This is a genomic window from Vibrio sp. LQ2 (assembly GCF_023920125.1).
GTDB lineage: Bacteria > Pseudomonadota > Gammaproteobacteria > Enterobacterales > Vibrionaceae > Vibrio > Vibrio fluvialis.
In genome coordinates, this window is record NZ_CP085308.1 from 1027943 (window position 1) to 1045479 (window position 17537).

Annotated in this window: 17 protein-coding genes; 12 read left to right on the forward strand and 5 right to left on the reverse strand. The window is 51.7% G+C overall.

Annotated features, from left to right (window positions below; all coding sequences use genetic code 11):
- Positions 1-24: 24 nt before the first annotated feature.
- Positions 25-792 (reverse strand): nucleotidyltransferase domain-containing protein, encoded by a 768-nt coding sequence (locus tag LGV68_RS04865; RefSeq protein ID WP_024374213.1) that lies wholly within the window; start codon positions 790-792, stop codon positions 25-27.
- A gap of 200 nt (positions 793-992) precedes the next feature.
- On the opposite strand from LGV68_RS04865, the gene yeiP reads away from it, so the two are divergent.
- Positions 993-1559 carry an elongation factor P-like protein YeiP gene (gene yeiP, locus LGV68_RS04870; protein WP_020327612.1) on the forward strand — a complete coding sequence of 189 codons (567 nt, stop codon included), beginning with the start codon at positions 993-995 and terminating at the stop codon, positions 1557-1559.
- A gap of 4 nt (positions 1560-1563) precedes the next feature.
- The gene (locus LGV68_RS04875) at positions 1564-1884 is read left to right on the forward strand and encodes an HI1450 family dsDNA-mimic protein (protein ID WP_222763711.1); all 321 of its coding nucleotides are present in this window, start codon (positions 1564-1566) and stop codon (positions 1882-1884) included.
- Positions 1885-1950: 66 nt separating this feature from the next.
- Here the strand turns inward: LGV68_RS04875 and yqfB are convergent, their stop codons facing one another.
- On the reverse strand, positions 1951-2265 hold the full coding sequence (yqfB, locus tag LGV68_RS04880) for a N(4)-acetylcytidine aminohydrolase (protein ID WP_024374212.1): 315 nt from the start codon (positions 2263-2265) through the stop codon (positions 1951-1953).
- Between the two features lie 318 nt (positions 2266-2583).
- Between yqfB and hutC the strand changes: the two genes are divergently transcribed.
- The 5 genes from hutC (at position 2584) to hutH (ending at position 9041) form a co-directional block, all read left to right on the forward strand.
- Complete coding sequence (hutC, locus tag LGV68_RS04885; protein WP_222751764.1) at positions 2584-3303, forward strand: histidine utilization repressor; 720 nt, start codon at positions 2584-2586, stop codon at positions 3301-3303.
- A gap of 156 nt (positions 3304-3459) precedes the next feature.
- Entirely contained in the window at positions 3460-4662 is a 1203-nt protein-coding gene (gene hutI / locus LGV68_RS04890; protein WP_047458915.1) for an imidazolonepropionase, read from the forward strand.
- Positions 4655-5659 carry a formimidoylglutamase gene (hutG, locus tag LGV68_RS04895; RefSeq protein ID WP_047458917.1) on the forward strand — a complete coding sequence of 335 codons (1005 nt, stop codon included), beginning with the start codon at positions 4655-4657 and terminating at the stop codon, positions 5657-5659. The genes hutI and hutG overlap by 8 nt, the downstream gene beginning before the upstream one ends.
- A gap of 137 nt (positions 5660-5796) precedes the next feature.
- Positions 5797-7494: a urocanate hydratase gene (hutU, locus tag LGV68_RS04900; RefSeq protein WP_024374208.1), complete on the forward strand. Its 1698-nt coding sequence runs from the start codon at positions 5797-5799 to the stop codon at positions 7492-7494.
- Positions 7495-7499: 5 nt separating this feature from the next.
- Positions 7500-9041 carry a histidine ammonia-lyase gene (gene hutH / locus LGV68_RS04905; protein ID WP_208592416.1) on the forward strand — a complete coding sequence of 514 codons (1542 nt, stop codon included), beginning with the start codon at positions 7500-7502 and terminating at the stop codon, positions 9039-9041.
- 36 nt (positions 9042-9077) lie between these two features.
- Here the strand turns inward: hutH and LGV68_RS04910 are convergent, their stop codons facing one another.
- Positions 9078-9224 carry a DUF2256 domain-containing protein gene (locus tag LGV68_RS04910; RefSeq protein ID WP_081035108.1) on the reverse strand — a complete coding sequence of 49 codons (147 nt, stop codon included), beginning with the start codon at positions 9222-9224 and terminating at the stop codon, positions 9078-9080.
- Between the two features lie 179 nt (positions 9225-9403).
- On the opposite strand from LGV68_RS04910, the gene LGV68_RS04915 reads away from it, so the two are divergent.
- On the forward strand, positions 9404-10129 hold the full coding sequence (locus tag LGV68_RS04915) for a DUF3581 domain-containing protein (RefSeq protein WP_020431467.1): 726 nt from the start codon (positions 9404-9406) through the stop codon (positions 10127-10129).
- A 28-nt stretch (positions 10130-10157) separates the two neighbouring features.
- On the opposite strand, the gene LGV68_RS04920 is transcribed toward LGV68_RS04915, so the two are convergent.
- Both LGV68_RS04920 and LGV68_RS04925 read right to left on the reverse strand, forming a co-directional pair.
- The gene (locus LGV68_RS04920; protein WP_020327623.1) at positions 10158-10619 is read right to left on the reverse strand and encodes an isoprenylcysteine carboxylmethyltransferase family protein; all 462 of its coding nucleotides are present in this window, start codon (positions 10617-10619) and stop codon (positions 10158-10160) included.
- A 79-nt stretch (positions 10620-10698) separates the two neighbouring features.
- Positions 10699-13737: an FAD-binding and (Fe-S)-binding domain-containing protein gene (locus LGV68_RS04925; RefSeq protein WP_252536349.1), complete on the reverse strand. Its 3039-nt coding sequence runs from the start codon at positions 13735-13737 to the stop codon at positions 10699-10701.
- Positions 13738-14095: 358 nt separating this feature from the next.
- Here LGV68_RS04925 and LGV68_RS04930 point away from each other — a divergent pair, with 358 nt between their 5' ends.
- From LGV68_RS04930 to LGV68_RS04945, 4 genes are all read left to right on the forward strand, one after another.
- Positions 14096-14776 (forward strand): DUF3334 family protein, encoded by a 681-nt coding sequence (locus tag LGV68_RS04930; RefSeq protein ID WP_020327627.1) that lies wholly within the window; start codon positions 14096-14098, stop codon positions 14774-14776.
- A 113-nt stretch (positions 14777-14889) separates the two neighbouring features.
- Complete coding sequence (locus LGV68_RS04935; RefSeq protein WP_032080123.1) at positions 14890-15573, forward strand: DUF2786 domain-containing protein; 684 nt, start codon at positions 14890-14892, stop codon at positions 15571-15573.
- Between the two features lie 105 nt (positions 15574-15678).
- On the forward strand, positions 15679-16347 hold the full coding sequence (locus LGV68_RS04940; RefSeq protein ID WP_038126988.1) for an OmpA family protein: 669 nt from the start codon (positions 15679-15681) through the stop codon (positions 16345-16347).
- Between the two features lie 96 nt (positions 16348-16443).
- Positions 16444-17457 carry a J domain-containing protein gene (locus tag LGV68_RS04945; RefSeq protein ID WP_252536350.1) on the forward strand — a complete coding sequence of 338 codons (1014 nt, stop codon included), beginning with the start codon at positions 16444-16446 and terminating at the stop codon, positions 17455-17457.
- Positions 17458-17537 lie beyond the last annotated feature (80 nt).

Consider the following 17537-nt stretch of genomic DNA (forward strand, 5'->3'; position numbering starts at 1 on the left):
TTTGTGGATAAAGTCGAGCGTCAATCAGCCAATACGAAATTCAGTTTTTTCGTACTGTTTCACCAGCCATGGGCCAAAGCTGTCGAGCAGCCCAATCACCGACCGTTTAGGAATCACGCGCCCGCTGAGCAGGATAGCCAGCCGATCAATATCGAGCTGTTTTTCAGGGTGGTAACGTAAAAATTGGGTGCCACATTCCAGTGGGTCTTCCAGCCACTGTTTATCGCGATACATGATCAACGAATAACTGGCGCGCAGCAGTTTTTTCGCAATGGTCTTTTGCGCAGCGCTCTGCTCGGCGGCACTGCCCGCTTTGGCAATTTTGTCACGATAGAAGGTCAGCCAGTCGCCAACATCCTGATTCCAGTGCTTGGCGATTTCCCAGCTCGGTTCATAATGGCCAAAACACTCAGCCAGATCGTCGCCATACACACACACGCAGCAGTGACGCAGCATAAATCCCCATGAAAAAATGCTGTCGAGCGTCGCAACGTCACTCACCAATGCCGTTTTGACCGAGACATCAGTAATCAGCGGAAAACTTTTTTGAAAGCGCCAGCGGATAGTATTGAGCAACGTCGCCTTCGTGTCCTCAAAAGGCTGCTTGGTTACTACCACCACATCCAGATTTGACTCACCCGGTTTGGCGGTTTTGCGCGCCACACTGCCGTACAGATAAATGCTGTGCAGGCGCTCGCCAAGCCCGGCGCGCAGAAATTTCACCAAATCCGCAACGGCGGGCTGGTATTCTGGCTGAAAAGGCTGTTTAGGATCGATAACCGGCAGTGTCATAGTTGAAGGCAGTTTCCGTGGATATGGGTTGGCGTTATGTTCGCCCAAGGCTACCGTTGAATCAATACCTTGCCGAATCCGTTGCTGAAGAAATACACATTGGAGTCACGAACATCGGGTTAAGTCGCATCTCAGATATTCCTTTTCCCCCACTGCTTTAGTTATAATGCGCCGAATTTAAGAACCAAGGAACTTATTCCATGCCAAAGGCAAGTGAACTGAAAAAAGGTTTTGCGATCGTTTCTAACGGCAAAACGCTACTGATCAAAGATATCGAAGTGACCACTCCGGGTGGCCGCGGCGGCTCAAAAATCTACAAACTGCGTTGTACTGACCTGACAACAGGTGCACGCGTTGATGAGCGCTACAAGTCTGACGATTTCCTAGATACCGTAGACATGAACAAACGCAACATCTCGTTCTCTTACGTAGACGGTGATGAGTACATCTTCATGGATAACGAAGACTACTCACAATTCGTATTCAAGAAAGACGATATCGAAGACGAACTACTGTTCATCACTGAAGAAATTCAGGGCATGCAGATCGTTCTGGTTGACGGCAAAGCGGTTGCTATCGAACTACCATCTTCAGTTGAAATGGTTATCGAAGAAACTGACCCATCAATTAAAGGCGCTTCAGCGTCTGCGCGTTCTAAACCAGCTCGTTTCGCAACTGGCCTTGTTGTTCAGGTTCCTGAATACATCGCAACTGGCGAACGCGTAATCGTGAATACGGCTGAACGCAAATTCATGAGCCGAGCGTAATTGCATGTCTGATTTAATTTCTTACGACGACGCAATCGAAGCCGCATACGATATTTTCCTCGAAATGGCACCCGACAACCTGGAGCCGGCAGACGTGATTCTGTTCACCGCGCAATTTGATGACCGCGGCGCAGCAGAAATCGTTGAAGTTGGTGATGACTGGGATGAACAGGTTGGTTTCGAAGTCGATAAGGAAGTGTTCACGGAAGTACGTATCGGCCTTGTCAATGAAGAGAACGATGTACTGGATGACGTGTTCGCACGAATGCTCATCAGCCGCGATCCGGATCAGAAAGCTTGCCATATGATATGGAAGCGCGATTAATCAGCTTCAAAAACGCCAGCCTTTCGCTGGCGTTTTCATTTTCGGTAGGTCACTGAACCAAGGCTATTACACCAACTGGTACGTAATCACATACAACTCTTCGATGCCCGGATAAATATCGCTGATCACGTGTTTCAGTTCATCCAGCGTCATGTTCTCTTGATCAGCGTGATATTCCGTCAACGCCGAGAACTGAACCGGTTCCACACTCTCAATATGCAGGCGGCAGAACCAGCGCCCCTCTTCCAACGTACTGACATCCACAACCGTACCCGGCTGATAATCTTTTTCGCTGGCGTCACGAATCGTGATCACTTTCTTGCCCGCCAGAATGTCGCTCTCAAATCGGGCGAAAAACGTCATGGTAGTAGGAGCTGTCATAACAAACCTTTTTTATTCAAATCAATCACACACTGTGGCCGCCACAGCGTTGCCCCCTGAATTTGCGCAGGAGCAAGCATCGGATACCGCGGCGATTATGCGAGATCGCAAGGGGAAAATCACCAGATTAAACGGTGATATTTCACGATCGTGCCTGATTTATCCCGTCGGCATGATCATTTCATCGCACTTTGACGGAACTGCGCCCCCAAAAATCAGACCTTGCTAACACCCTGAAGCAAAAACCCCCGCCATCAATTGCAATTTGTCTTGCAGTTATAGATTATTTGTATATTCAATTAAATTATTCGTAGCGCTATGTCAGAGTCACCCCTTTATTTACAGATCAAACACTTCATTCTGGATAACATCGAATCCGGTCGCTGGCCTGTCGGCCATCGCATCGCGACGGAAATGGAGCTGACGAAACAGTTCAATGTCAGCCGAATGACGGTCAATAAAGCGATTCGCGATCTGGTGACTGAAGGCAAACTGCAGCGCCGCCCTCGTTTGGGTACTTTCGTTTGCGCGCCGGAAGAGAAAGCCGAGTCACCGCTGCTCGATATTCGTAACATCGCCGATGAAGTGGTCAGCAGGGGTAAGCGCTACCACAGCAAAGTGATTCAGCAGCAACAGATTATTGCCGATGAAAGCGTCGCAACCAAGTTGGGGGTAATGCTCGGCACGCCGGTGTTTTACAGCGAAATCCTTCATTACGCCAACGACGCACCGCTGCAACTGGAAGTACGCTGGGTCAATGCCCGTTATGCGCCTAACTATCTCCAGCAAGATTTCTCGCGCATTACGCCCAACCAATATCTCTCAGAAAACTGCCCGCTGAGCGCGATTGAACACACTGTTGAAGCCATCGTGCCGGATAGCCACATCAAAACCACGTTGTCGCTCAACCCAAGCGAGCCTTGCCTGTTGCTCAACCGCCGCACCTGGAGCGGCGACAAGCTGGTCAGCTCTGCCCTGCTCTATCACCCGGGGTCCAAATACAAGCTCACCTCGAAAGTGTTGCTAACTGAAAATTAAACCTTAAGACTGAAACTTGATCACATTTTTGCAACATCAGTCTTGCCGACTTCCTTCGTTTCCACTATTAATTGTATATACATTTAAACATACAAATAAACTTCACTCCGAAGTGCTCATTTGGTCATGACCGACGCATGACTTACCGAGGGAAACATGGAACTGATTCTGACCAACGCACGAATTGTCAGCATGCAAAACGGAAGCGCTGGCTACCAGCCAAGCGAGCCGATGAACGTGTTGATCCAAAACGGTCAAATTACTGCCATCAGCGCAAAGGTCATCGACGCCGATGCTCAGCGCATTGATTGCAGTGGCAAACTGGTCACGCCTGGACTGATTGATTGCCACACCCATCTGATTTATGCCGGTAACCGTGCAAATGAGTTTGAAATGCGCTTGCAAGGCGTACCGTATCAAACCATCGCGGCGCAAGGGGGCGGCATTATCTCTACGGTAAAAGCGACGCGTGGTGCCAGCTTGGATGAACTGGTTGAATTGGCCTTGCCGCGTCTCGATGGCCTGCTTAAAAGCGGCGTGACATCGGTCGAAGTTAAATCCGGTTACGGCCTGACGCTCAACGATGAAGTGAAAATGCTGCGCGCAGCCAAAGCGCTGGAAAATCACCGCCGGGTAAAAATCACCACGACGCTGCTGGCCGCCCATGCTCTGCCACCGGAATACATCGGCCGCGCGGACGACTACATCGAGCATGTCTGTCAAACCATCATTCCACAAGTTGCGGAAGAAAAACTGGCCACCAGTGTGGACGTATTCTGCGAATCGGTTGGGTTTAATCTCGCGCAAACTGAGCGTGTCTTTCAGTGCGCCAAAGAACATGGTTTGCAGATCAAAGGCCATACCGAGCAACTGTCTAATCTGGGTGGCACGGCCTTAACCGCCCGTTATCAAGGCTTGTCAGCGGATCATATTGAATACCTCGACGAAGACGGCGTCAAAGCGCTGGCGGAGTCCGGAACCGTCGCCACTCTGCTACCGGGTGCGTTTTATTTCCTGCGTGAAACGCAAAAGCCACCGGTTGCGACATTGCGCGAGTATCAGGTGCCGATGGCACTGGCGACCGACATTAACCCGGGCACATCGCCGTTTGCCGACCTAACCTTAATGATGAACATGGGCTGCACACTGTTCGGCCTGACCCCAGAAGAAACTCTGCGTGGCGTTACCGTTCACGCAGCCAAAGCACTGGGCTTTGCAGAAACACGAGGTCAAGTTGCAACAGGCTTTGATGCCGACCTTGCGATCTGGAACATCGACCACCCGGCGGATCTCAGCTATCAGGTCGGCGTTCCTCGTTTACATGCACGAATTGTGGATGGAGCTTTCTGCCATGACTGATTTTCCTCAAACTTCCCATCACTACCAATGGCTTGGCCGTCACGACGCTGAAGATGGCCAACTGGGCACACGGGTTCACCATGTGATGCAATGCCTGCAAGCCAGTGAACTCAACGGCGAGCAACATGCCGTCTCTCTGGTCGGTTTTGAATGCGATGCTGGTGTAGCGCGCAACAAAGGACGCGTAGGTGCCAGCCAGTCGCCAAACCTGATTAAACAGGCGCTGGCCAACATGGCATGGCATCGCAGCTCAGCGCTCTATGATCTGGGCAACATCCGTTGTGATGATGACGCATTGGAACACGCTCAATCGCGCTGCGCACACGTGGTGGCGAAAGCGCTGTCTCATACGCCAGTGATCGTGTTAGGCGGTGGTCACGAAGTCGCATGGGCAACATTTCAAGGCTTGGCTCAGCATCTGCATGCGCAAGGCATCAAGCAGCCACGCATCGGCATCATCAACTTCGATGCGCACTTTGACCTGCGAGCCTTTGAATCGGAGCTGGCCCCGGTCAAACCGAGTTCAGGCACACCATTTAATCAGATTCAGCACTACTGCGCCGAGCACAACTGGTGTTTTCACTATGCCTGTCTGGGTGTCAGCCGTGCGAGCAATACCGCCGCACTGTTTGAACGCGCCGATGAACTGGGCGTGTGGTATGTGGAAGATCGCGCGCTGTCGCAAGCCAACCACATCTATCACATGACGCAACTGCAACACTTCATCGATGACTGCGATTATCTCTATCTCACCATCGATTTGGACGTGTTCCCCGCCGCGACTGCGCCGGGCGTGAGTGCGCCAGCAGCGCGCGGAGTCAGTCTGGAAACGCTGACGCCGTATCTCGACAGGATTCTGCACTACAAAAACAAACTCATGATTGCCGATATCGCGGAATACAACCCGACTTACGATATCGACAATCAGACTGCCCGCCTCGCGGCCAGATTGTGTTGGGATATCGCCAACACCATGGCCGAGAAAAATGTGCGCTGAATGTCAGCCACGGGCAAAGCAACGCTAAAAAATAAACCCTAAAACGCTCAACGGAAAACGAGCGAAGCAAATGAAACACGGCGAATCCTTACCCTACACAACGGGGTTCGCCAACCCAAACATAAAGGAGTCGTAACATGACGCAGCACCAAGCTCAAGGTACCCGTCTGGACACAAGCCGCACCATTCGTGCACCCCACGGAACCACACTACGCGCCAAATCTTGGCTGACTGAAGCACCACTACGTATGCTGATGAACAACCTTGACCCGGACGTTGCTGAACACCCGCATTCACTGGTGGTGTATGGCGGTATCGGCCGCGCAGCGCGTAACTGGGAATGTTACGACAAAATCGTCGAAGTGCTGGAGCGTCTGGAAGACGACCAAACTCTGGTGGTTCAATCCGGTAAGCCAGTCGGCGTGTTCCCAACACACAAAAACGCACCCCGCGTGCTGATTGCTAACTCCAACCTGGTTCCACACTGGGCAAACTGGGAACACTTTAACGAGCTGGATAAACAAGGCCTGATGATGTACGGCCAGATGACGGCGGGCTCTTGGATCTACATCGGCTCTCAGGGCATCGTTCAGGGTACTTACGAAACGTTCGTTGCGGTCGCGAAGAAGCATTTCGACGGCAACGCAAAAGGTCGCTGGGTACTGACTGGCGGTTTGGGCGGCATGGGTGGCGCACAGCCTCTGGCCGCGACCATGGCCGGTTTTTCTATGATTGCGGTGGAATGTGACGAGTCACGTATCGACTACCGTCTGCGTACTGGTTACGTGGATAAGAAAGCCACCAGCCTGGACGAAGCACTGGCGATCATTTACGAATCGGATGAGCCGGTCTCAGTTGGCCTGCTGGGCAACGCCGCGGACATTTTCCCGCAGCTGCTTGAGCGCAACATCACGCCTGATGTGGTCACTGACCAAACTTCGGCGCACGATCCGCTGAACGGTTACCTGCCACTGGGCTGGAGCATGGAACACGCAGCAGAAATGCGTAAAATCGACGAAGCGAAAGTCGTCAAAGCAGCGAAAGAGTCGATGGCGATTCAGGTTCGCGCCATGCTGGAACTGCAAAACCGCGGCGCTGCAACCCTCGACTACGGCAACAACATTCGTCAGATGGCACTGGAAGAAGGCGTTGAGAATGCCTTTGATTTCCCAGGCTTTGTACCGGCGTACATTCGTCCACTGTTCTGTGAAGGCATCGGTCCTTTCCGCTGGGCTGCCCTATCCGGCGATCCAGAGGATATCTACAAAACGGATCAAAAAGTGAAAGAACTGATCCCGGATAACCCGCATCTGCACAACTGGCTGGACATGGCGCGTGAGCGCATCCACTTCCAAGGTCTGCCAGCACGCATCTGTTGGGTCGGTCTGAAAGATCGTGAACGTCTGGGTCAGGCATTCAACGAAATGGTGAAAAATGGCGAACTGAAAGCGCCAGTCGTCATCGGTCGTGATCACTTGGATTCAGGTTCAGTCGCCAGCCCGAACCGTGAAACCGAAGGCATGATGGACGGCTCAGACGCTGTGTCTGACTGGCCACTACTGAATGCGTTGCTCAATACGGCTGGCGGCGCGACGTGGGTGTCTTTGCATCACGGTGGCGGCGTCGGCATGGGCTTCTCCCAACACTCCGGTATGGTGATTTGCTGTGACGGTAGTGATGACGCTTCACAACGTATTGCTCGCGTCTTGCATAACGATCCGGCAACGGGTGTGATGCGTCACGCTGATGCAGGCTACGATATCGCGAAACGCTGTGCAAAAGAACAAAAGCTCGATCTGCCAATGCTGAACGACGAGCTGGCTCAACTGAAGTAAGGACAATGGACATGTTGAATTTAGTCATTAAACCGGGTTCGCTCACGCTGAACCAACTGCGTCAAATCAGCCGCTCACCAGTGACACTGTCACTCGATTCAGCAGCAATTCCTGCCATTGAACAGAGCACGCAGGTTGTCGAGCAAGTGATCGCGGAAGGTCGTACCGTTTACGGCATCAACACCGGTTTTGGATTGTTGGCTAATACCAAGATTGCACCGGAAGATCTGGAAATCCTGCAAAGAAGTATCGTGCTTTCGCATGCAGCGGGTATTGGTGAATTTATGTCAGACGAAACTGTTCGTCTGATGATGGTGCTGAAAATCAACAGCCTGGCACGTGGTTTCTCGGGCATTCGCTTGAAAGTGCTGGAAGCGCTGATGGCACTGGTTAACAGCGAAGTGTACCCATGCGTACCACAAAAAGGGTCTGTAGGCGCTTCAGGTGACCTGGCTCCGCTGGCTCACATGAGTACCGTACTGCTGGGCGAAGGTCAGGCACGTCACAAAGGTGAAATCGTTTCGGGTCTGCAAGCGCTGAAAATCGCAGGTCTAGAGCCTGTCACGCTGGCGCCGAAAGAAGGTTTGGCACTACTGAACGGAACTCAAGCATCGACGGCGTTTGCACTCGAAGGTCTGTTCATGGCGGAAGACCTGTTTGCGTCGGCGACCGTCTGCGGCGCCATGTCCGTGGAAGCGGCTCTGGGTAGCCGCCGTCCGTTCGACGCTCGTATTCACGCCGTTCGTGGCCACCGCAGCCAGATGGATGCCGCTGCCGCGTATCGTCATATGCTGGATAACCAGAGTGACATCGGTGATTCGCACCAAGGCTGTGAAAAAGTGCAGGATCCGTATTCACTGCGTTGCCAGCCACAGGTAATGGGGGCTTGTCTGCAGCAAATCCGCAACGCCGCTGACACATTGGTGGTCGAAGCGAACTCTGTTTCCGACAACCCGCTGGTATTCGCTGAAGACGGCGACATCATCTCCGGCGGTAACTTCCATGCTGAACCGGTTGCCATGGCGGCGGACAATCTGGCACTGGCGATTGCAGAAATCGGCAGCCTGTCTGAGCGTCGTATGGCCCTGCTTATCGACAGCGCGCTGAGCAAACTGCCACCGTTCTTGGTTGACAACGGCGGCGTGAACTCAGGCTTTATGATTGCGCAGGTAACCTCGGCGGCACTGGCCAGCGAAAACAAATCGTTGGCTCATCCAGCATCGGTGGATAGCCTGCCAACATCTGCCAACCAGGAAGACCACGTTTCAATGGCCACCTTCGCAGGTCGTCGCCTACGTGAAATGAGCGAAAATACCCGTGGTATTCTGGCCGTAGAATACCTCGCGTCTGCTCAGGGTCTGGACTTCCGTGCGCCAAACAAGTCGTCCGCGCGTGTGGAAGAAGCGAAGCAGATCCTGCGCAACAAAGTACCGTTCTACGACAAAGACCGTTACTTCGCGCCAGATATCGCTGACGCGAATGAGCTTCTGAAACAGGCGGTCCACAACCACCTGATGCCCGAGCAGATTCTGCCAAGCTTCCAGTAAGCATCGTAAAAGCCAAAAGAGCCCTGCGGGGCTCTTTTATTTTGCTGGCTTATTGCGGCGGCAGCGCTGCGAGCAATATTTCACGTCATCCCAGCACTGCGCCCACTTTTTCCGCCAACTGAACGATCGCTCGCATACAATACAAATCTTGTGAGGCAGATGAGGTTTCTGATGGCCTGTCATCATCGTCTCCGACTTTGTAAAACAGAGAAAAATACGCAGCCTGGCCTCTCAAGATCACTGCAAATTGTCTCTCTTTTGCTCTCAAAGCTAAGATTTCACAATAAGTTGGCACTGATTGGACCATTAAAACTTTTCAGACGGCTATAATCCGACACAGTTTAGACGAAATAGCGTAAATTATGTTTCTAGCTCCTTACTTCTCATCTCAAGAACACCAGTTCCAGTTTACCCGCGAGCAGGCAAGTCACTTTGCCAAAAAAGTGGCGGGCGACTTTAACCCTATCCACGACGAAGACAGCAAACGCTTCTGTGTGCCAGGCGATCTTCTGTTTGCGGTGCTGCTGCAAAAAGAAGGCATTAGCCAAAAAATGCACTTCAACTTCTCGGGTATGGTGAGTGACGGAACGGCACTTCACATTGAGAACAAGTGCAGCAAAGAAAGCGCCGTGGTTGACGCGTCAGGTAAAGAGTACCTGCACATGAACCGCGAAGGTGATGTTAGCCACAACGCCGCATTCATTGAACACGTGGTGACGAACTACGTGCAGTTCTCAGGCATGAACTTCCCGCACATCATGGTGCCGCTGATGGAAGAGAAGCAAATGATGATCAACTGCCAGCGTCCGCTTGTCATATACGAAAGCATGGAAGTGGAATTCGATCACCTGAATCTGACTCACCCGGAAGTTGCGTTTACTGGCGCGACCTTTGATGTCGATGGTAAGCGTGGTCTCGTGACCCTGAACTTCGCGTTTAAAGAAGAAGGCCAAGTGGTGGGTAAAGGCGTCAAGCGCATGGTAGCCAGCGGCCTGAAACCCTACAGCCAAGAAGAGATTGACGATCTGGTGAATCGCTTCAACGAGCGAAAGGATGCCTTTCTGGCAAAGTTCGCTAAAGCGGCATAAAGAGAAAAAGCTCCCGAGGGAGCTTTTTTCATATCCAGCGACGCACGCGCGCTTTGTAATCCGTGTAAGCCCGGCCGAACAAACGCTCGAGCACTCGTTCTTCCGGTTGAATCTGGAATCGGTTCATATAAATCACAAACAGCGCCACCACCAGTAGGCTGGCGACATTCTGATGCCAGTAAGCAAACCCGAGCAGAAGCAGCAACAGCGCCAGATACATCGGGTTGCGGCTGTAATGAAAAATTCCACTATCCACTACGGTTGATGCTTCATGCGGTTTGGTCGGATTCACCGTGGTCTTCGCGCGGCGAAACTGTACCACTCCCGCAATCCCGATCACACCGGACAACACAAAGCACGCCGCGAATACCAGGTATTTGAAGGGCAACGCCACATCCGCAAACATAAAGGCCTGAGCGAGGCGATTGACCATCACCAACGCAATCAGAAATAGCGCCACAGGCGGAATTTTTAACTCAAGAAATCGCATAACCACTCCCATCATATCTGCATTCAGTATATGCAAAGCGCGCCAGAAAGAACAAAGCCCGGCAAAGCCGGGCTTTCGATTACAGCAGAGCCAACAGCGCCTGCAACGGATGCTTCGGCTTAACCTGCTCAAAGCGTTTCACCTGACTGCGGCACGAGTAGCCGGTAATCAGGCAACGATCTTTTGGCAGCTTGTCTAAGCTTGGCTTCCAGCTCAGGCCATAAATGTCTTTCGACATTTGCAGCTTATCCACTTCGTGACCAAACGTCCCCGCCATACCACAACAGCCGACCGGTAAGGTTTGCAGCTTGGCTCCAAAGTGAGCAAAGATAGCGCCCCACTCTTTCTCGGCGTTTGGCATTTTAGTTTTCTCAGTACAGTGCGCTAGCAGATACCAAGGCTCGTCCGTGGCCGCTTCATGCGCGTCGAACTCACGCAGACGCGGTTGCAACCATTCGTGCACGGTCAGTACCTGATAGTCACCACGTTCAGCGCCCAACACTTCGACGTATTCGTCGCGGTAACACAGCACCAGCGCCGGATCGACCCCCACCATTGGAATATTCAGGTCCGCGACCTGTGACAGGAAGGCCGAGGTATTGGCCGCCGTGGTGCGAAACTGTTGTAGGAATCCTTTGATGTGCTGCGCTTTACCGTTTGGCTTGAACGGCAGCAGAATCGGCTTCTTACCCAACTTGATCGCCAGTGCGATGAAGTCTTCCACCACATCCGCATCGTAGTAGCTGGTGAACGGATCTTGCACAATGATCACGTGCTGATCGCGATCCGCCTGCGACAGCGACGCAAGACGCTGCAGGTCGAATTGCGCAACCGGGTGACGACGTGTGCGCTGAGCCAGCGTCGGCACTGACAACAGCGGTGCATCCACATACCCAACCGTCGACGCCGTCAGGCTTTGTACCCATTTCTGCGACATCACACCATTGACCAGCTTCGGAGCTTTACCCATCATCGGTAACATGGTTTCAATGTTCGCCACCAAGTAATCCTTCACCGGACGTTGGTAACGGGAGTGATAAATGTTCAGGAAGCGCGAACGGAAACTCGGCACGTCCACTTTAATCGGACACTGACTGGCACACGCTTTACACGCCAAACAGCCATTCATCGCTTCATACACTTCATGTGAGAAGTCGTACTCGTGGCGTTTGTTCATGCGGTTACGCATGCGCTCAATCATGGTCTTGATGGTTGGTGCGGTTTCCAGCGTCTGTTTTTCCAGATCGAGAATATCGATGCCCTGCTCGGTCAGTTGGCGCAGCCATTCACGCACCAGACCAGCGCGGCCTTTTGGTGAATGACGGCGATCTGCGGTGACCTTCATCGACGGGCACATAGGCGAGCTGGTGTCGTAGTTAAAGCACAAGCCGTTACCATTACACTCCATCGCTTGCTTGAAGCTGTCGCGCACTTGCACGTCAATTTGACGATCAAAGTAGCCGCGTTTAGTGTCAGACACTTTGACCAATTCAAAATTGGTGTCGAGTGGCGTACAAATTTTGCCCGGGTTCATCTTGTTATGCGGGTCAAACGCCGCTTTGACGCGACGTAACTCGGTAAACAGTTCGTCGCCGAAAAACTCAGGGCCGTATTCAGAGCGGTAACCTTTACCGTGCTCCCCCCACATCAAACCGCCGTATTTCGCGACCAGTTTGACCACCTCATCCGAGACTTCATGCATCATCAGTTCTTGCTTAGGATCGCACATATCCAGCGCCGGACGCACATGCAGTACGCCAGCATCCACGTGACCGAACATGCCGTAAGCTAGGCCTTTTGAATCGAGTAACTGGCGGAATTCTGCGATGAAGTCTGCCAGATTTTCCGGCGGCACACAGGTATCTTCAGTAAACGGAACCGGCTTAGCACGACCTTTCGCCGCACCGAGCAGGCCAACCGCTTTTTTACGCATGTTGTAGATGCGGTTGATGCTTGGCAGATCGTCACACACCTGGAAGCCGATAATGCCCGCTTCCTGATTCTCAACCATCTTTTCTAAGCGTTCGGTCAGCTTTTCCACCTGCGATTTCACTAACGCTTCGTCCTGATCAGCAAACTCGACGATGTTGATGCCCTGCATCACTTTACCCGGAACGTCGGTGATCAAATCGCTCACGCTGTGCCAGACGATGTCTTCTTTAGCAAGGTTAAGCACTTTAGAATCGACCGTTTCCACCGACAGCGCGTTCGCTTCCACCATCACGGGCGCGTTGCGCAGTGCTGAGTCAAAGCTGTCATATTTAATGTTCACCAACGTACGGGCTTTCGGAATCGGAGTCAGGTTCAGTTTGGCTTCGGTAATAAACGCCAGTGACCCTTCCGCGCCACACAGCACACGGGTAATGTTGAACTGGTCCGTCTGCTCATCTATTGCATTTTTCAGATCGTAACCCGTCAGGAAACGGTTGAGCGGCGGGAATTTTTCCACAATCTGCGCACGTTTTTCACGGCATACCGCTTCGGTCACCTGCATAGCGACCGCCGCGTATTCACCTTCACTTGGCAAACCACGTGATAAATCGGTTTCCAGCACAGAGCCATCGGCAAATACCGCTTGCAGCGATAACACGTGATCCGATGTTTTACCGTATTTGAGTGAGCCTTGGCCGGACGCATCGGTATTGATCATGCCGCCCAGCGTGGCTCGGTTACTGGTAGAAAGATCCGGAGAAAAGAAGAAACCATAAGGACGGACCGCATCGTTCAGTTGATCTTTGATCACACCGGCCTGAACTCGAACCCAGCCTTCTTCCGGATTCACTTCCAGGATCTGGTTCATGTGACGCGACAGATCAACCACTACACCCTTAGTCAGCGACTGACCATTGGTGCCGGTACCGCCGCCACGGGCCGAAAACGTCACACGTTCAAATTCAGGTTTAGTGCTCAATTTACCGATCAGGGACACATCGTAGGTCGATTTCGGATGAATAACCGCTTGCGGCAGTTGCTGATACACACTGTTGTCGGTTGAAACAGCCAGACGGCTTGAATACTGAGTTTCAATGTCGCCGCTAAAGCCTGCTGCTTCCAGTTCATGCAAAAAGGTCAAAACAACTGGGTCGACATCGGATTGGAGGTGAAGTCTAGGTAACATTTGCTTCCTGCCCGTACTGCGCTGATCCTATCAGCTCTGGGTTGTGAGTTAATTTTGGAATTAATCTTTGAATCAGGTCACTTTACAACATTTAAAAAGGTGATCAAATCAGAATCTCAATGACAGAATGAAATGAAACGGAATTTTTTATCAACCTGCCCCAACAAGCACCAAACCGGGGTCATTTGGTACAAAAATGCGACACAAAACCGTGACGCAAACGTTTAGGTAGTCATTTTAGTCGAATTCGAAAAGTCAGATTTATTGAATGGTTTTACGATTTGGGCTGCCACTTGGTTGATGAAGGGTATATTCTTCTTATTCCGCTTTCGTCTTATCAGCATTTACGGACAAACACATGAAAAAAAACAAAATCGTCACCACTGAAGATATTTTGTTGAAACTTTGCCAATCGGTTTCAACCGTTCTGACTTCAGCCACAGGTTCTAACATCTCCTATTCTGCGATGGTGCAGAAGATCAACAAAACCTCATTGAAACCTGATTTCGGCTGCTTCGTTCTGTTTGACGGTGGCTTTACCGGTCTGGTGGTCATCAACTTTACCGCCAAAGCGGCGCTGGAAGTGTATACCAATTACATGCGCAACATGGGCATGCCAGAGGACGAACTGGCGGTGCTGCACACCTCGGACGAAGTGGGCGACGTGTTGGGCGAGCTGATGAACCAGCTGGTTGGTGACTTCACCAATAAAGTGCGCAAAGAGCTGCAAACCAACATCACTCAGAACCAACCGAAAATGCTGTCGTTGAACAAACAGGTGATTCTGTCGGTCGATACCAACCTCGATCGCCCGCAAGCGCGCCGCGTGACTTTCTCCACAGCAAACAACAACATCTTCTACCTTGAGCTGGCGATGGACAAAACGGAGTTCATCCAGTTGGAAGAGTTTGAAGTCCAAGAAGATGAAAGCCCGGATTCGATTCTTGAAGCGACCCAACAGAAAATGGCATCAAACAAAGAGTCTACCAAAAACAACGACATCGACCCTTCTGACCTGCTAGACGAGCTCGGTCTGTAATCTCTCAGGGCGTCAATCTTTCACGAGATTGGCGCCCTCGCTTTAATTTCCATGACAGAAACGTTAAAATGGCGGACTTTTCTTAATGCCGTAGAAACGTTTTTTGCATGTCGATGGATAAACAAAAAGCCCTCAAAAAAATCGCAAAATGCCTGGAATTGGGCAATTCAGCCAACGTGAACGAAGCCGCGAACGCCATCAAAATGGCCCATCGCCTAATGCTCAAGTATGGTCTGGATAAAGATGACATTGAGTTCATCAAAATGGGGAAGACTCAGTCGACGCACCTGCTGCCGGCTTCGATCTCTTCGGCCATTTTACGTGTCATTCGCGGTATCAACACCAAATTTGGTGTTGAAGCAGTGCTGCTTAATCACAAAGGCCTCAAACGCGTTGAATTTATCGGCGAAGCGGATCGCGCTATCTTTGCGGCGTTTGCATTCGACATCGTTTACCGCGAAATGAACGAACAAACTGGCCAGTTCCGCAACAGCTTTGCTGGCAGCGGCACGTCAAATCTGGAAGTTCAACGTCGCGTAAACTCCTTCCTCTCCGGTTGGGTCGAAGGCGCCCTGGAAAAACTGCCTGTCATCACACCAGATGAAGATTCCGCGAACAAGATCAACAGCTACATCGATAAAGAATTTAAAAATATCGACCGCGAAACCTTTAAGCAGCAATTGCGCGAAGCAATGAAGAACCTGACGGCCGACTATGAAGTCGGGCTGAAAAAGGGGCGTCGAATCTCGGTCAACCGTCCGATCGACGGCGGACAAGCTCCGAAGTTGTTAAAGTAAATCTTGCGTCAAACCTAGGTAAAATCGTCTAAGCTTGCATTGACGTGAACGCGCTTTTCTCGTTTATTGCGAGCGTAAAAAATAATGACTCACGGAGATGATGTTTTGAAAAAAATGACCCTGGCTCTAGCAGTGTTGATCGCGCTTTCTGGTTGTGCTGCCACACAACGCCAAAATGCCACAACGGGCGAAACGGAAACGAACTCAGCAACCAAAGGCGCTCTGATTGGTGCCCTTGCGGGCGCGGCGGTGGGCCTTGCCAGCGGCGATGATGCCAAAGAGCGACGTCAACGTGCGCTGATTGGTGCCGCAGGTGGCGCCGCTGTCGGCGGCGGCATTGGTTACTACTTCGACCAGCAAGAAGCCGCACTACGCCAAGAATTGCTGAACTCAGGCGTTCAGGTACAACGTGTCGGTGAAAACCAACTGCTGCTACGTATGCAAAACGGCATCGGTTTCCAGACCAACTCTTATCAGCTTGACTCTTCTATTCACAACACTTTGCGTGGCGTAGCAAAAATTCTGGTGGAATACCCGGATACCAGTCTGGTTATCGACGGTCATACGGACAGTACCGGTAGCGACACCACCAACCAGATTTTGTCAGAGCGTCGCGCTGAATCCGTTCGTTCATTCCTGCTTTCACAAGGTGTCGCCGCTGGCCGTGCTGTTGCTCGTGGCAATGGTGAACGTTACCCACTGTGTTCAAACAGTACAGCGGAAGGCCGTTCATGTAACCGCCGCGTAGAGATTCAAATTCTACCGCTAAAATGATTTAATGCCCCGGCCACCTTTATGGGATGTGTCTGAACTTCAATGACTTAAAGCCTGGCCCTGTGCCGGGCCTTTTTATAGGGACCGATAAAAAGAATGAAGCGTGTTGTCCGAGGTTTGATGATTATCGCCAGTGTCATGCTACCGCTGAGTGCGCATGCCGATTTGTCGGAGCTGATCGCGCAAGCGAATCAGGGCGATCGCAACGCGCAATATCAACTCGCGATTGACTACCAAAGCGGTCAAAACACACCGGTAAGTCAGGACGATGCGTTTTATTGGTTCCAGCAAGCCGCGGAGTCCGGGCACCCCGCCGCCATGATTCAGCTCGCCAACACTTACCTCAGCGGCAGTGGCACAGAAAAAGATATCGACAAAGCGCTGCTCTGGCTGACCAAAGCGTTTGCCACGGGTAATCAGGATGCGGCAATCCAAATTGGCCAATTGTATGAGTCGCTCAATCGCTCTCCCGCGCCGCAAACGATGGCCGAGATTTGGTATCACACCGTTGCTGGCAGCAACCCCAAAGCAGAGCAGCTCTATACCCAATTGCTGGAACAGAAATTCAACCAGCAGCGCGCTCGCCAGGTTTCCTCCATCGAGCAACTGGAATCCACCATTGACCAGTCGGCAACTTCACAAGAGCCCACCGCGACCACCACCAGCCACACCCAGAACCAGACCGAGAGTCTGATGAGCGATTACCTGTTCATTATTCTGTTTGTGCTGGTTATCGTTGCCCTGCTGTCGGTATACCGTTACGTCAAGCAAGCAAGGCGGCAGCAGTCAACCCAGGAGCAGCAAAAGCTGACGACTCAACTCAACGAGCAGTCGGGTGTGGTTAAGCAGCAGAAGCGACAACTGGATAAATTCTATCGTGAGTTGAAAAAACTGCAATCGACGCAGGCAACGCAGAGCCAGGACCATAAACTCGCCCTCGCCTGTGCCATGTTTGGGTTCCACCCTAGCCAACTGCCCGATGAGCGCAACGTCAAAATACGATACAAACAATTATCAAAAATTTACCACCCCGACATGAAGGGCAGTGAAGAAGAAATGAAGCGTTTGAACGGCGCATTAAAGATTATTATTAGTTACGTTAATAAATAGTTACAAATTCTTAATTCCGGCTTATAACGCCAGTCATCAATAGCTCCCAGCCCTTATAGCGCAATCGATTACCATCTCAA

Coding starts and splice junctions, on each gene's coding strand:
- LGV68_RS04875 (WP_222763711.1), top strand. CDS start 1,564: ATGTCTGATTTAATTTCTTACGACGACGCAATCGAAGCCGCATACGAT.
- LGV68_RS04920 (WP_020327623.1), bottom strand. CDS start 10,619: ATGCGATTTCTTGAGTTAAAAATTCCGCCTGTGGCGCTATTTCTGATT.
- LGV68_RS04910 (WP_081035108.1), bottom strand. CDS start 9,224: ATGACAGGCCATCAGAAACCTCATCTGCCTCACAAGATTTGTATTGTA.
- hutI (WP_047458915.1), top strand. CDS start 3,460: ATGGAACTGATTCTGACCAACGCACGAATTGTCAGCATGCAAAACGGA.
- hutG (WP_047458917.1), top strand. CDS start 4,655: ATGACTGATTTTCCTCAAACTTCCCATCACTACCAATGGCTTGGCCGT.
- LGV68_RS04925 (WP_252536349.1), bottom strand. CDS start 13,737: ATGTTACCTAGACTTCACCTCCAATCCGATGTCGACCCAGTTGTTTTG.
- yqfB (WP_024374212.1), bottom strand. CDS start 2,265: ATGACAGCTCCTACTACCATGACGTTTTTCGCCCGATTTGAGAGCGAC.
- LGV68_RS04930 (WP_020327627.1), top strand. CDS start 14,096: ATGAAAAAAAACAAAATCGTCACCACTGAAGATATTTTGTTGAAACTT.
- LGV68_RS04865 (WP_024374213.1), bottom strand. CDS start 792: ATGACACTGCCGGTTATCGATCCTAAACAGCCTTTTCAGCCAGAATAC.
- hutC (WP_222751764.1), top strand. CDS start 2,584: ATGTCAGAGTCACCCCTTTATTTACAGATCAAACACTTCATTCTGGAT.
- hutU (WP_024374208.1), top strand. CDS start 5,797: ATGACGCAGCACCAAGCTCAAGGTACCCGTCTGGACACAAGCCGCACC.
- LGV68_RS04915 (WP_020431467.1), top strand. CDS start 9,404: ATGTTTCTAGCTCCTTACTTCTCATCTCAAGAACACCAGTTCCAGTTT.
- hutH (WP_208592416.1), top strand. CDS start 7,500: ATGGACATGTTGAATTTAGTCATTAAACCGGGTTCGCTCACGCTGAAC.
- LGV68_RS04935 (WP_032080123.1), top strand. CDS start 14,890: ATGGATAAACAAAAAGCCCTCAAAAAAATCGCAAAATGCCTGGAATTG.
- LGV68_RS04945 (WP_252536350.1), top strand. CDS start 16,444: ATGAAGCGTGTTGTCCGAGGTTTGATGATTATCGCCAGTGTCATGCTA.
- yeiP (WP_020327612.1), top strand. CDS start 993: ATGCCAAAGGCAAGTGAACTGAAAAAAGGTTTTGCGATCGTTTCTAAC.